We start from the raw sequence: 13,770 nt of genomic DNA, 5'->3' as shown, positions 1-13,770 counted from the left end.
TCAGCCCTTCGGGTTCTGGACCGTGGCGGTGGGCTCATGGAGCACCGGGAAGTTCACGCTCCTGGCGATGAAGCAGACCTTGTGGGCCTCGGTGTGCAGCTGCCCCAGCAGCTCGCCGGAGACCGGGGCGGCAGTGGTCACCCGGGGCTTGAGCGTGACCGACTCGAACTGGCCGCTTCCGTCCCGGCTGGTCCGCATCAGCCCCTCGGCCCGGTCCTCGTACGCAGTGACCACCACGCCGTGCTTCACCGCCACATGCAGGAAGGACAACATGTGGCACTGCGAGAGCGCCGCCAGGAGCAACTGCTCCGGGTTATAGCGGTTCCGGTCGCCGTGGAACGCCGGATCCGCGGAGCCCGGCAGGACCGGGAGACCCGGGATCTCGACGTCGTGGTCCCGGGAATAGCCCCGGTACGACGCCGTCCCCTCGCCCAGGTTGCCGGTCCATCGGACCGTTAGCGCGTAACGGTGCTCGTCGAGGCTCATGCGTCGACGTCCGCCTGGCGGGCCCGCAGGGCGCGGGCCACGCCGTCGCGGTTCTCCAGCATCATCCGCCGCAGCGCGGTGCTGTCTTCCGGCAGCGAGGCGAGGAACTCATCCGTGCGGTCCACGGTGGCCTGCGTGGTCAGCTGCGCCGGGTAGAGCCCGACGACGATCTGCTGCGCCAGCGCGTGCGTGCGGTCCCTGACGATGCCCGGGACGGCCTCGAAGTACTTCTCGGCGAAGGGTTCCAGCAGGGCGGTATCCAGCACCCGGGTGAAGCCGGTCACGGCCGAGCCCTGGAGCGCGTTGGACAACTCGCCCTTGACCACAATCGACTCCCAGGCCGCGGCCTTGGCCTCGGGGGTGGGGATCGCAGCCTTGGCGAGGGCCGCGGCGTTCTGGCCGGTGGCGGTGTTGTCGTGTTCCAGTTCCGCGTCGATCCGGTCCTCCCCGGCACGGCCCCCGGTGACGAGGGACGCGATCAGTTCCCAGCGGAGGTCCTGGTCCACGGTGAGGCCAGCCAGGGTCAGGGTGCCCTCCAGCAGGCCGGACACGGTGTCCAGCTGCCCGGCGCTGCGGGCCAGCAGGGCGTAGGACTTCACGAACTGCAGCTGCGCGTCGGAGCCGGCCGGGACGCTGGAGGCGAGCTCCCAGAGCCGGCCGGCCGCGGCCACCGCGGTGGCTTCCTTGTGCTCCTCGGCCACGTAGAAGTTCAGCGTGGTGGCGAGCTGGCGGAGCTGGACCAGGATCACCGAGGAATCGGATTCCTCGGCAATGTTGGCCAGGATCAGTTCCGCGTAGCCGCGGGCCGGGGTTTCGCCGTCCCGGGCCGCGTCCCAGGCCGAGCCCCAGACGAGGGTGCGGGGCAGGCTCTGGCTGAAGTCCTTCAGGTGCGCCGTGGCCGTCGCGAGCGACTTCGGGTCCAGCCGGACCTTGGCGTAGGCGAGATCGTCGTCGTTGAGCAGGATCAGGTCCGGCTGTGCGAGTCCGGCCAGCGCCGGGACTAAAGTGCGCTCGCCGTCGACGTCGAGCTCCTCGCGGTGGACGCGGTCCAGCTTCCCGGCGGCGGTGAGGTTGTAGAAGCCGACGGCGAGGCGGTGCGGGCGGATGGTGGGCTGGTCTTCTGTGGCGGACTGCACGATGGTGAAGGAGGAGATCCTCCCGTCCCCGCCCACGGCCAGTTCGGGCTCGAGGGTGTTGACCCCGGCGGTCTCCAGCCAGAGCCGGCCCCACTGGTCCAGATCCCGGCCGCTGGCCTTTTCGAGTTCAGCCATCAGGTCGCTCAGCTCGGTGTTCTGCCAGGCGTGCTTGCTGAAGTACTCGCGGACGCCGGCCATGAATTCTTCCGGGCCCACCCAGGCCACGAGCTGGCGCAACACCGACGCGCCCTTGGCGTAGGTGATGCCGTCGAAGTTCACCTCGACGTCCTGCAGGTCGTTGATCTCGGCAAAGATCGGGTGCGTGGTGGGCAGCTGGTCCTGCCGGTAGGCCCAGGACTTCTCCACCGAGGCGAACGTGGTCCAGGCGTGGTCGAATTGCGTGGTCTCCACGGCGGCCAGGTGGGACATGTACTCGGCAAAGGATTCGTTCAGCCAGAGGTCGTTCCACCAGCGCATCGTCACGAGGTCCCCGAACCACATGTGCGCGAGCTCGTGCAGCACCGTGATGGCGCGGCGCTCCACCTGGGCGTCGGTGACCTTGCCGCGGAACACGTACCCCTCCAGGATGGTGACGGCGCCGGCGTTTTCCATGGCGCCGGCGTTGAACTCCGGCACGAAGAGCTGGTCGTACTTCTCGAACGGGTACGGGCAGCCGAACTGCGCTTCAAAGAACTCGAAGCCCTGCCGGGTGAGCTCGAAGATGTTGTCCGCATCCAGGTACTGCATGAGGGACCTGCGGGCGAAGATGCCCAGCGGCGTGACCCTGCCGTCGGCGGAGATGACCTCGCTGCGGACCGACTGGTACGGCCCGGCGATCAGGGCCGTGACATAGGAGGAGAGCGGCGGCGTCGGGGTGAACTCCCAGACGGACCGCGCGCCGCCGTCCGCACCGGGAATGGTCTCGACCGGCACCGGCGTGGGGGAGTTGGAGATCAGGTCCCAGTGCGAGGGCGCTGTGACGGTGAAGGCGAAGCTCGCCTTGAGGTCGGGCTGCTCAAAGACGGCGAACATCCGCCGGGAATCGGGGACCTCGAACTGGGTGTAGAGGTAGACCTCGTTGTCTACCGGGTCCACGAAGCGGTGCAGGCCCTCGCCGGTGTTCATGTACGGGGCGTCCGCCACCACCAGCAGATTGTTCTCGGCGGCCAGCCCGGGCAGTTGGATCCGGATGCCGTCCGAGACCTCCGCCGGATCAAGCTCGCGCCCGTTGAGTGTCACGCTGTGCACGGCGTGCGTCACGGCGTCGATGAAGGTGGTGGACCCCGGCCTGGCCGTGAACTTCACGGCGGTGGTGGAGCCGAAGACCTTCTCGCCGCGCGTCAGGTCAAGGCTGACCTCGTAGGATTCGACGGCGATCAGTTCGGCGCGCTCGCGTGCTTCGGCGCGCGTCAGGTTCATACCGGGCAAAGTGGGGCCTCCAGAAGTATCGGCGGTAACGTGAAATTATTCTTTCACGTCAGCGCCGCTTGGCAAGTTGCGCGGATCACATGTCTGCCTGCGTCACCCCGCGGTAGCGTCGGGGAGCGGTAGCGTTGGGGATATGGGAAAGCTCCGGGATTCCGTCGATGCTAGGGCACTGCGCTTCGCCGTGGTCTTCCCCGTGATGCTCGCAGCCGCGTTCGTAGTCTGCGCCTTCCTGATCCGCCCCGATTTGCCCGATCCGCTGGCCGTCCGCTGGGACCAGGGCGGCGCCGCGGACTTTGCGCCGTTCGGAGCTGTCGTGGGGGTCGGGGCGGCGATGATCGTGTTGATCGGCTGGGCCTTGCTGGTGCAGGCGGTGCCGCTGTCCCGCCCGGCGGTGATGCGCCGGATCATGATGGGTGCCGGCCTGTCGATGAGCCTCTTCGTCACCACAGTCCTCGCCGCCGTGCTCGTCGGCCAGCTTGGCCTGGCGGACGCGAGGGAGTCCCGGGTGGACGTCGCCGTGCTGGCCATGGGCAGCGGTGCGGCCCTGGGCCTGGGCTTTGTGATGGGCTTCGTCTTCAAGGCGGACGAACGCTGGTCCACCGACGATGACCGTGCCATCCGGGAGGCACTGCAGCGTGAAGTCGACCCTGACCTGGCCCGGGACTCCCTGAGCCTGTGGGTCCACGCCCGCAGTTCGGTCTTCGTGATGCTCGGGATTGCCACCCTGCTGCCCGCCGCCCTCCTGACCATCGCCGTGCCATGGCTGGCCGCGGTTCTTGTGGCGCTGGCCCTGTTCGCCGCCGCATTCCTGTTCGCCCGCATCCGGGTGGACCGCAGCGGCCTCCGGGTCTTCGCCGCCGGATTCGTTCGGGTCATGGACGTTCCCGCCGCCGCCATCGACGCGGCAACGCCGAAAGAGGTCAGGGCCTCCGACTATGGCGGCCTGGGCTACCGGAGCCAAGGCACCTCCACGGCACTGCTGGTCAGCAGCGGCCCCGCCGTCGTCGTCGACCGCTCCGACGGACGGAAACTGACGGTCAGCGGCGGCAGCGCCGCGACGGCGGATAACGTGGCGCAAGCCCTATCCCGGGTGGCCGACCGGGCCCGCCACGGCGGCGAGACCGCGGAGCTGTGACAGTTTCATGAAGGCAGATGGGCTGCTCGGCAAACCACTAACACGTGACAATAGTAGGCTGGGAACCGGCCCCAGAACCCGCCCCGGCAGGTCCTGCGCCCCAGTGACCTGCCCCCACCTGCCCCTCCGACTGAACGGATACGCCGTGACCCCAACTGATCTCCCGCGCGTGCATATTGCCACGGACCACGCCGGCATGGAACTCAGCGCCCACCTGGTGAGCCACCTCGGCTCCAAGGGCTACGACGTGGTGGACCACGGACCCAGCGCCTATGACGCCCAGGATGACTACCCCTCCTTCTGCATCAACGCGGCGCTCGCCGTCCTGGCCGACCAGGAAGCCGGGACCAACGCCCTCGGGATCGTCCTCGGCGGATCCGGTAACGGTGAGCAGATCGCGGCCAACAAGGTCAAGGGCGTCCGGGCGGCGCTGGCCTGGAACCTCTCCACCGCGAAACTGGCCCGGGAACACAACGACGCGAACGTCGTCGCCGTCGGCGGCCGCCAGCACAGCGTCGAGGAGGCCACGGCCATCATCGAGGCCTTCCTGACCGAGCCCTTCAGCAACGACCAGCGCCACGTCCGCCGGATCGGCAAGATCGCCACGTACGAGCGCACGGGCGAGGTCCTCGAGTAGTGCCGGAAGGGCACTCCGTCCACCGGCTGGCGCGCCAGTTCGGGGACGTTTTCACGGGGGAGCGGCTCGCCGTCTCGAGCCCGCAGGGAAGGTTCGTGCAGGGCGCGGCGCTGCTGGACGGACATGTCCTGACCGGTTCAGCAGCGCACGGGAAGCACCTTTTCCTGGCGTTCGAGCACGGTCTGCTGCTCCACGTCCATCTGGGCCTCTACGGCGCCTGGGACTTCGGCGGGGACGCCACCTTCCGCGGCGCCTCCAGCATCGGCGCACCCCGGAGGGTGGGGGAGCGGGAAGTCTACTCCGCTGCCGGTGCGGATGCTGCCGGTGCGGACGCACCCGCCGGCTCCGGGTTTGACAGCTACGACGGTCCCCCCGACCCCGTCGGTGCCGTGCGCGTGCGGCTCGCCGGCACCCATGGCTGGGCCGACCTCCGGGGAGCGACCACCTGCGAGGTGATCATCGAGGCGGAGGCCGAGGCGGTGATGGCGCGGCTGGGTCCGGACCCGCTGCGCAACCGGCCCAGCGACCGGGATGCCTTCGTCGCCGGAATTCTTGCCAGGCGCACGCCCCTGGCGGCGCTGCTGATGGACCAGAAGGTGATTGCCGGCGTCGGCAACGTCTACCGCGCCGAACTGCTCTTCCGCCAGCGCCTTGACCCCTGGCTGACCGGAAAGGCGCTGCCCGCGGAGGCCGCGGAGCTGCTCTGGGATGACACCGTCGCCATGATGTCCGACGGCGTCCGCGACGGCCGGATCATCACCACACCTCCCCGCTATTGGGGCGGGACAGGCTGGAGCGGGAGCGGCGCCACAGAACCGGCCGGCGGACTGCCGGCCCCGGAGGAATCCCACTTCGTCTACCGGCGGCAGGGCCTCGACTGCCGCGACTGCGGGACCCCGGTGGCGCTCACGGAACTCGGCGCCCGGAAACTCTACTGGTGCCCCGGCTGCCAGCGGGCCTGATCAGAAGCCCCGGCCGGAAGCCCGCCGGAAGGCCCCGCCAGCAGGCACAAAAAGAGCCCCTCCGGGGAGGGGCTCTTGAGGATCCTGCACTGGATTTGTGTCCTGCACTGGATTTGGAACCTGCACTGGAGGGGACGACGGGAATCGAACCCGCATCATCAGTTTGGAAGACTGAGGCTTTACCACTAAGCTACGTCCCCGGGAACTTGCCTGAACTATCCTGCAAACGTCACTGTCCTGCAACTTTCCGGGCGGCTGTTGAAGCCGGATACAACTAAACCTAATTCAGGGCCCCAGTGTCAAATGTGCAAATCAGCACAGTATGACCGTAGACTGTTCTGTGCATTACGGGGTGTAGCTCAGCTTGGCTAGAGCGCCTGCTTTGGGAGCAGGAAGTCGCAGGTTCAAATCCTGTCACCCCGACTCTGCAGGAACCGCCAGAACGTGGCAAAGGCAGATCCCCACCCCCTAAAACCAGGAGTACTTAGACTGTGAAGAGCGCTGTCGAGAACCTCACCCCCACGCGGGTCAAGCTCAATGTTGAGGTCCCCTTTGAGGAATTGAAGCCCGGCATCGCAGAGGCATACAAGACTGTTGCTTCGCAGATCCAGGTCCCCGGTTTCCGCAAGGGCAAGGTCCCCTCCAAGCTCATCGACCAGCGCGTCGGCCGCGGCTATGTGCTGGAGACTGCCATCAACGAAGGCCTCAACGGCTGGTACCAGGCTGCTGTGCAGGAAACCGGCATCCGCCCGCTGAACCGTCCCGAGGTTGAAATCACCGAGGTCCCGGACCCCACCGCCACTGACGGTGAACTCAAGTTCCACGCCGAGGTTGACGTCCGCCCCGAGATCGAACTGCCTGACTACGCCGGCATCAAGGTTGAGGTTGCCGCCGCCGAGTCAGCCGACGCCGACGTCGACACGGCCCTGGACGAACTCCGCGGCCGCTTCGGCACGCTGAAGTCCGTCGACCGCCCGGCGGCCGACAAGGACTTCCTCACCATCGACATCACCGCCACCATCGACGACGCCGAGGTTGACTCCGCCTCGGCCCTGTCCTACCAGGTTGGCGCCGGTACCATGCTCGAAGGCCTCGATGAGGCCGTGACCGGCCTGAGCGCCGACGAAGACGCCATCTTCGACACCACCCTCGTCGGCGGCGACCACGCCGGTGAGTCCGCCCAGGTCAAGGTGACCGTCAAGTCCGTCAAGGAGCGCGAGCTGCCCGAGGCTGACGATGACTTCGCCCAGCTGGCTTCCGAGTTCGACACCCTTGCCGAGCTGCGCGAAGACCTCGCGAAGCAGGCCGCCGAGTCGAAGGTTGTCGAGCAGGGCGTAGAGGCCCGCGACAAGGTCCTGGACAAGCTCGTTGAGCTCGTCGAGGTCCCCGTCCCGGCCTCCGTCGTCGAAGAGCAGCTCGAGCAGCACTTCAACGCCGAGAACTCCCACGGTGAAGGGGAGCACGACACCGAGGAGCACCGCGCCGAGGTTAAGGCCAACACCGAGCGTGCCTTCCAGAACGAGATCATCCTTGACGCCATCGCCGAAAAGGAAGAAGTCAATGTCAGCCAGAACGAGCTGATCGACTACATCGTCACCACCGCCAGCCAGTACGGCATGGACCCGAACCAGTTCGCCCAGATCATCGATCAGAGCGGCCAGGTCCCCATGATGGTTTCCGAGGTCCGCCGCCGCAAGGCGCTGGCCGTGGTCCTGGGCCAGGCCGAGGTCACCGACTCCGAGGGCAACAAGGTTGACCTCAGCGACTTCGTCCGCCCCGGCGGCGAGGAGGCCCCTGTTGACGCAGAGGCCGAAGCCGGCGTCGTGAACGAGGCTTCCGAGGAAGCCGCGGCCACCGATACCGCGAAGAACGACGACCCGGCAGCTGTGAAGTTCTAACAGCAGCCAGCCAGCATTGGCAGCCCCTGGATCAGCGATCCGGGGGCTGCCGCATTTAAGCCCTGCGCTTCATGGCCGGGGGACTGCGCGGACCCGCCCCGGGCAATCGTGCGCCGTCAGCGAACAGCCCTGCGCCTGCGAACAAAGCAGGCGCGAAAACCGTTAGTGTCGCTGTAGGAAAGTTCAGTGACGCCGTTCAATGGCGTCACCGTCGCCAGCGAGAGGTAAGTACATATGTCACAGCAAGCAGGGGCACCCCGGATGGCTACTGTCGATCCGGCAGCCCAGGATAACTACATTTACAACCGCCTGCTGAAAGAGCGCATCATCTGGCTCGGCTCCGAGGTCCGCGACGAGAACGCCAACGCGATCTGCTCGCAGCTGCTCCTTCTCTCGGCGGAGAATCCCGAAAAGGACATCTACCTTTACATCAACTCACCCGGCGGCTCCGTCACCGCCGGCATGGCCATCTACGACACGATGCAGTTCATCCCGAATGACGTCGTCACCGTAGCCACCGGCCTCGCCGCCTCCATGGGTCAGTTCCTGCTCTCCTCCGGCACCAAGGGCAAGCGCTACGCCACCCCCAATGCCCGCATCCTGATGCACCAGCCCTCCGGCGGCATCGGCGGCACAGCCTCGGACATCAAGATCCAGGCCGAGCTGATCCTGCACATGAAGAAGGTCATGGCGGAACTGACCGCAGACCAGACCGGCCAGACGGTCGACACCATCCTCAAGGACAACGACCGCGACAAGTGGTTCACGGCGAAGGACGCCCTCGAATACGGCTTCTTCGACAAGATCGCCGCGCACGCGGGCTCCGTGGCCGGCGGCGGCGGAACAAACGCCAACGGCGGCAGCGCCGGTGCTGGCATTGACACTGCCACCGGCACTGATTCAGCCACCGAGAACTGACCGGCACGCAGACAGCAATGAATTCAGGAGCAATGAACATGGACTACAACTTCGGTTCGACTGCCGGTAACCTGCCGAGCAGCCGCTACGTGCTGCCGCAGTTCGAAGAGCGCACCCCCTACGGCTTCAAGCGCCAGGACCCCTACACCAAGCTGTTCGAGGACCGCATCATCTTCCTGGGCGTCCAGGTCGACGACGCCTCGGCTGACGACGTCATGGCGCAGCTGCTGGTGCTCGAGTCCACCGACCCGGACCGCGACATCACGCTCTACATCAACTCCCCGGGTGGCTCCTTCACCGCCATGACCGCGATCTACGACACCATGACGTACATCCGCCCGGAGATCCAGACCGTGTGCCTCGGCCAGGCCGCCAGCGCCGCCGCCGTGCTCCTCGCGGCCGGCACCCCGGGCAAGCGCCTGGCCCTGCCCAACGCCCGCGTGCTGATCCACCAGCCGTCGTTGTCCGGCGGCCAGGGCGGCCAGGCCTCCGACCTGGAGATCCAGGCCGCAGAGGTCATGCGGATGCGCGCCTGGCTCGAGGACACGCTGGCCAAGCACTCCGGCCGGACCCCCGAGCAGGTCAACAACGACATCGAGCGCGACAAGATCCTCACTGCGGCCGAGGCCATGGACTACGGCCTGATTGACCAGGTGCTGGATTCGCGCAAGATGAAGCCGCAGGCAATTACCGCCAGGCAATAGGCAATCCACGACGCCGGTGCGGCCCACCACAAATGGCCGCACCGGCGTCGGCTATCCACCTAACAGGCCGAAAGTGACCTAGAGTGGAACATGTCACAGGCACCAGCACGATACTAAAAGGGGTTCACATATGGCTCGGATTGGCGAGAGCACCGATCTGCTGAAGTGTTCTTTCTGCGGGAAGAGCCAGAAGCAGGTCCGGAAGCTCATTGCCGGGCCCGGCGTCTACATCTGCGACGAGTGCATTGAACTCTGCAACGAGATCATTGAAGAAGAACTCGCCGAAGTCGCCGATCTGGGCAGTTTCGAACTGCCCAAGCCCCGCGAGATCTTTGACTTCCTGCAGGAATACGTGATCGGCCAGGAGCCCGCGAAGCGTTCGCTCGCGGTGGCCGTCTACAACCACTACAAGCGCATCCAGGCCGGGCACGCCCCCAAGATCGGAAGCCTCGCCGAGGGCGGTCACCACGACGACGTCGAGATCGCCAAATCGAACATCCTCCTGATCGGCCCCACCGGCTGCGGCAAGACCTACCTGGCCCAGACCCTGGCCCGGCGCCTGAACGTCCCCTTCGCCGTCGCCGACGCGACGGCGCTGACCGAAGCCGGCTACGTTGGCGAGGACGTGGAGAACATCCTTCTCAAGCTCATCCAGGCCGCCGACTACGACGTCAAAAAGGCTGAACAGGGCATCATCTACATCGACGAGATCGACAAGATCTCGCGGAAGAGCGAAAACCCCTCCATCACCCGGGACGTTTCGGGCGAAGGCGTGCAGCAGGCCCTGCTGAAGATCCTCGAGGGCACCGTCGCCTCGGTCCCGCCGCAGGGCGGACGCAAGCACCCGCACCAGGAATTCATCCAGATCGACACCACCAATGTGCTCTTCATCGTTGCCGGCGCCTTTGCCGGGCTCGAGGAGATCATCGGTTCACGTTCCGGCCGGAAGGGCATCGGCTTCGGCGCCCCGCTCCATGAGGCCAAGAACAACGCGGACTCCTACGGCGAGGTCATGCCGGAGGATCTGCTGAAGTTCGGGCTCATTCCGGAATTCATCGGCCGCCTGCCGGTCATCACCACGGTCTCCAACCTGGACCGGTCCGCGCTGATCCAGATCCTGTCCACGCCGAAGAACGCCCTGGTGAAGCAGTACCAGAAGATGTTCCAGCTCGACGGCGTCGAGCTCATCTTCGAGGACGAGGCGCTCAACACCATTGCCGACCAGGCGCTCGAGCGCGGCACCGGAGCACGCGGGCTCCGCGCCATCATGGAGGAAGTCCTGCTGCCCGTGATGTTCGATCTGCCCAGCCGCGACGACGTCGCGAGCGTCGTGATCACGGAAGAGGTGGTCTCCCAGAAGGCCGAGCCCACGATGATTCCCCACGACGTCAAGCGCCGCAAGTCCGCCTGACCACTCCGCCTGACCACTCCGCCTGACCCGGAATAAATCCGCAGCACCGGTCGCTGTGATCTTTGGCGCGCCGTGTATTTGATCCGCCGCAGCGCACTTTTCCCGCGGACTTCCTTTAACCCGCGGACTTCCTTGAAGGAGAACACCTGTGCCTGAAACCATGACCAACAAAGCCGACTTCTGGTTCGACCCGATGTGCCCCTTCGCTTGGGTCACCTCCCGCTGGATCGGCGAGGTGGAGGACGTCCGCGATATCAGCACCGAGTGGCACGTCATGAGCCTCGCCGTGCTGAACGAGGGCCGTGACGAGCTCCCGGAGCAGTATAAGGAGTTCCTGGCCAAGGCGTGGGCGCCGGTGCGGGTCATCGTTGCTGCCGCAGAAAAGCACGGCGCCGAGTACGTCAAGCCGCTCTACGACGCCATGGGCACCAAGATCCACAACGAGGGCAACGGCGACATCGCCGAAGTCATCTCCAAGTCCCTGGCCGAGGTCGGCCTGCCGGCGGAACTGGCGGCCGCCGGCCAGAGCGATGAATTCGATGCGCAGCTCCGCAGCAGCCACGAGGCGGGCATCTCCCTGGTGGGCCAGGACGTGGGCACGCCGGTCGTCGCCTTCAACGGCACCGCCTTCTTCGGGCCCGTCCTGACCCGCATCCCCCGCGGCGAGGAAGCCGGACGGGTGTGGGACGCCACCGTGACGCTGGCGTCCTTCCCGTACTTCTTCGAAATCAAGCGCAGCCGGACCGAAAGCCCTGTCTTCGACTGAACTACTCAGATGTAATTCTCCCGGGGCCCTTGTGCAGGGGAATCCGGGGGAGAAGAATAGAACTTACCCACTTCGCAAGAGGTGGGACGCAGGAACCAAAGATTCAGTGACACTCATCCGACGCAGCCTTCGGCAAAGTCAGATGATGGCTACCGGTGACGAGGTAGGAAGACCTGAAAATCCGAGGATCTTGCCAGATTATCTAAGGCGTCACGTGATAACCGAAAGTCGAAGCCCCACCGACGGCAATACGCTGATGGGGCTTCCCCTTTGCCCTAACAGACACGCCGGGCAAGACTTGCCCGGACGGACCTGTCCGAAAAGACTGGTCCGAAAGACTGGTCCGAAAACAGCGCGGTCAGGGTGTGCCGATGAGCAGTAAGCCGATTGCGGACTATGGCCTGCTCTCAGACTGCGCCTCCGCGGCACTGGTCAGTTCCGCCGGCTCCGTGGACTGGCTGTGCTTTCCGCGCTTTGACAGCCCCTCCGTGTTCGGTCGACTTTTGGGCCAGGACGCGGGGTTCTGGTCCATCCGTCCCGCCGGAGAATACTCCTCAACCCGGCGCTACCTCGGACCCACGATGGTTCTGGAAACCACTCACACGGCGCCTGAAGGGTGTGTGACCGTCACGGACGCCCTGGTCCTCGGTGACGGCAAGCGGGGCCATGACCTCGGCGCGGAGTCCCCCGGCACCTTGCTGCGCCAGCTGACCTGTACCGAGGGACCGGTCGAGGTCGACATCGTCTTCAGCCCCCGCCCGGACTACGGGCTGGGCCGGCCGCTGCTGAGCGCGGTGGACGGCGGTATCGTGGTCCGGGCGGGGGCCGTGGCGCTGTCATTCTCGACGGCGGAAGCCTTCCAGCTCGGCGCGGATTCGGCGCAGGCCCGGGTGAGGCTCCAGGCCGGAGACGTCCTTGGCTTCGCTCTCCACTTCCAGGCCAGCGCGAGCGGGGAACCGGTCTTCTGGGGCCAGGCGGAGATCGCGCGCCGGCTTGAGGACACCGTGCAGGGCTGGAGCAGCTGGTCGGTGATGCACCAGACCTACAACGGCCCGTGGCAGGAGCTCGTCGCCGGCAGCGGACGGATCCTGCAGGCCCTCACGTACTACCCGTCCGGGGCCATCGTGGCCGCCCCGACCACTTCCCTGCCGGAAGTGGCCGGCGGTACGCGCAACTGGGACTACCGGTACAGCTGGATCCGGGATGCGAGCATGACCCTGCAGGCACTCTGGGTGGCGGCCTGCCCGGACGAAGCGGGAAATTTCTTCCAGTTCCTTGCGGCTGCAGCCGCAAGCCAGCTGGCCGCGGGCGAGGACCTGCAGATCATGTTCGGCATCGGCGGGGAACGCGAGCTGCCCGAACGCGAGCTTGCCCACCTGCCGGGCTGGCGTGCCAGTGCCCCGGTCCGGGTCGGCAACGGCGCCTGGAACCAGCGGCAGCTCGACGTCTACGGCGAACTGCTCGACGCCGCCGCCACGCTGCCGGAGTATCTCGCGGAGCTGGCACCGGAAACGAGAAGATTCCTCGCCGACGCAGCGGACGCCGCGGCCTCCCGCTGGCGCTCCGCCGACCGCGGCATCTGGGAGGTCCGTGGGGAGCCGCGCCACTTCCTCTACTCCAAGCTCATGTGCTGGGTCGCCGTCGACCGGGCCATCACCCTCGCCGAGCTCCTGCAGGCGCCCGAGCGGGTCCGGCACTGGGAGGAGGCGCGGGACCAGATTGCCGCGTCCATCCGGACCTACGGCTGGAGCGAAGCGGCGAATGCCTATACCCAGGCGTACGGCTCCGAGGACCTCGACGCTTCGGCGCTGATGCTGGCCATCGTGGGCTTCCTCCCGGCGGACGATCCCGGTTTCATCGCCACGATCGAGGCCATCGAGGAGCGCCTCACCGACTCGCGCGGCCTCGTGTACCGCTACCTCGCCGACGACGGTCTGCCGGGGGAGGAGGGCACCTTCCTCCTGTGCACCTTCTGGCTGGCCCAGGCCCTGGCCTTGGCCGGACGCACACAGCGCGCCCGGGTCGTCTTCGAGCTGGCCGCCGGGTTCGCCACTGACCTGGGCCTCCTGGCCGAGGAAGTCGCGCCGGACAGCAACGAGCTCCTGGGGAACTTCCCGCAGGCGTTCAGCCACATCGGCCTCGTCAACGCCGCCTGGGCCATCAGCGAAGCGGAGGCCCGGGCGGGCAGCCCAGAACCGGGCGCCGGTGCCGAGGCGAGGAACATTGCCGGCGGCTGACGCATTTTGAGCCGTACTTCGGGATCTGAGGCCTCCGGGAAGCAAAGAAAGG

11 protein-coding genes and 2 tRNA genes are annotated in these 13,770 nt (G+C 66.6%); 10 read left to right on the top strand and 3 right to left on the bottom strand.

What is annotated here, in order from left to right; translation table 11 throughout:
• Both ABIB26_RS13080 and pepN read right to left on the bottom strand, forming a co-directional pair.
• Positions 1 to 486 (bottom strand): OsmC family protein, encoded by a 486-nt coding sequence (locus tag ABIB26_RS13080; RefSeq protein ID WP_354243633.1) that lies wholly within the window; start codon positions 484 to 486, stop codon positions 1 to 3.
• Positions 483 to 3,041, bottom strand: a complete 2,559-nt coding sequence (gene pepN / locus ABIB26_RS13075) for an aminopeptidase N (protein ID WP_354243632.1) — start codon at positions 3,039 to 3,041, stop codon at positions 483 to 485. Before pepN ends, ABIB26_RS13080 begins: the two co-directional genes overlap by 4 nt.
• A 142-nt stretch (positions 3,042 to 3,183) precedes the next feature.
• On the opposite strand from pepN, the gene ABIB26_RS13070 reads away from it, so the two are divergent.
• From ABIB26_RS13070 to ABIB26_RS13060, 3 genes are all read left to right on the top strand, one after another.
• Positions 3,184 to 4,185 (top strand): hypothetical protein, encoded by a 1,002-nt coding sequence (locus ABIB26_RS13070; protein WP_354243629.1) that lies wholly within the window; start codon positions 3,184 to 3,186, stop codon positions 4,183 to 4,185.
• Positions 4,186 to 4,330: 145 nt separating this feature from the next.
• Positions 4,331 to 4,822 carry a ribose-5-phosphate isomerase gene (locus tag ABIB26_RS13065; RefSeq protein ID WP_354243626.1) on the top strand — a complete coding sequence of 164 codons (492 nt, stop codon included), beginning with the start codon at positions 4,331 to 4,333 and terminating at the stop codon, positions 4,820 to 4,822.
• Entirely contained in the window at positions 4,822 to 5,784 is a 963-nt protein-coding gene (locus ABIB26_RS13060; protein WP_354243624.1) for an Fpg/Nei family DNA glycosylase, read from the top strand. The genes ABIB26_RS13065 and ABIB26_RS13060 overlap by 1 nt, the downstream gene beginning before the upstream one ends.
• A gap of 126 nt (positions 5,785 to 5,910) precedes the next feature.
• Here ABIB26_RS13060 and ABIB26_RS13055 read toward each other — a convergent pair.
• Positions 5,911 to 5,984, bottom strand: a tRNA-Gly gene (locus ABIB26_RS13055).
• A gap of 148 nt (positions 5,985 to 6,132) precedes the next feature.
• Between ABIB26_RS13055 and ABIB26_RS13050 the strand changes: the two genes are divergently transcribed.
• From ABIB26_RS13050 to ABIB26_RS13020, 7 genes are all read left to right on the top strand, one after another.
• Positions 6,133 to 6,207, top strand: a tRNA-Pro gene (locus tag ABIB26_RS13050).
• Between the two features lie 68 nt (positions 6,208 to 6,275).
• Positions 6,276 to 7,682 (top strand): trigger factor, encoded by a 1,407-nt coding sequence (tig, locus tag ABIB26_RS13045; RefSeq protein WP_354243621.1) that lies wholly within the window; start codon positions 6,276 to 6,278, stop codon positions 7,680 to 7,682.
• 261 nt (positions 7,683 to 7,943) lie between these two features.
• Complete coding sequence (locus ABIB26_RS13040) at positions 7,944 to 8,600, top strand: ATP-dependent Clp protease proteolytic subunit (RefSeq protein ID WP_354243739.1); 657 nt, start codon at positions 7,944 to 7,946, stop codon at positions 8,598 to 8,600.
• A 38-nt stretch (positions 8,601 to 8,638) separates the two neighbouring features.
• On the top strand, positions 8,639 to 9,304 hold the full coding sequence (locus ABIB26_RS13035; protein WP_354243736.1) for an ATP-dependent Clp protease proteolytic subunit: 666 nt from the start codon (positions 8,639 to 8,641) through the stop codon (positions 9,302 to 9,304).
• 130 nt (positions 9,305 to 9,434) lie between these two features.
• Positions 9,435 to 10,715, top strand: coding sequence for an ATP-dependent Clp protease ATP-binding subunit ClpX (gene clpX / locus ABIB26_RS13030; RefSeq protein WP_354243619.1), 1,281 nt, complete (start codon positions 9,435 to 9,437; stop codon positions 10,713 to 10,715).
• Positions 10,716 to 10,863: 148 nt separating this feature from the next.
• On the top strand, positions 10,864 to 11,481 hold the full coding sequence (locus ABIB26_RS13025) for a mycothiol-dependent nitroreductase Rv2466c family protein (protein WP_354243616.1): 618 nt from the start codon (positions 10,864 to 10,866) through the stop codon (positions 11,479 to 11,481).
• A 371-nt stretch (positions 11,482 to 11,852) separates the two neighbouring features.
• Positions 11,853 to 13,718, top strand: a complete 1,866-nt coding sequence (locus ABIB26_RS13020; RefSeq protein WP_354243613.1) for a glycoside hydrolase family 15 protein — start codon at positions 11,853 to 11,855, stop codon at positions 13,716 to 13,718.
• Positions 13,719 to 13,770: the final 52 nt, after the last annotated feature.

This window comes from Arthrobacter sp. UYEF20, from assembly GCF_040546335.1.
GTDB lineage: Bacteria > Actinomycetota > Actinomycetes > Actinomycetales > Micrococcaceae > Arthrobacter.
The sequence above is the reverse complement of the archived record's forward strand: the minus strand, read 5'-3'. Positions and strand labels throughout refer to the sequence as shown.

Coding starts and splice junctions, on each gene's coding strand:
- pepN (WP_354243632.1), bottom strand. CDS start 3,041: ATGAACCTGACGCGCGCCGAAGCACGCGAGCGCGCCGAACTGATCGCC.
- ABIB26_RS13070 (WP_354243629.1), top strand. CDS start 3,184: ATGGGAAAGCTCCGGGATTCCGTCGATGCTAGGGCACTGCGCTTCGCC.
- ABIB26_RS13040 (WP_354243739.1), top strand. CDS start 7,944: ATGGCTACTGTCGATCCGGCAGCCCAGGATAACTACATTTACAACCGC.
- ABIB26_RS13020 (WP_354243613.1), top strand. CDS start 11,853: ATGAGCAGTAAGCCGATTGCGGACTATGGCCTGCTCTCAGACTGCGCC.
- ABIB26_RS13035 (WP_354243736.1), top strand. CDS start 8,639: ATGGACTACAACTTCGGTTCGACTGCCGGTAACCTGCCGAGCAGCCGC.
- ABIB26_RS13080 (WP_354243633.1), bottom strand. CDS start 486: ATGAGCCTCGACGAGCACCGTTACGCGCTAACGGTCCGATGGACCGGC.
- clpX (WP_354243619.1), top strand. CDS start 9,435: ATGGCTCGGATTGGCGAGAGCACCGATCTGCTGAAGTGTTCTTTCTGC.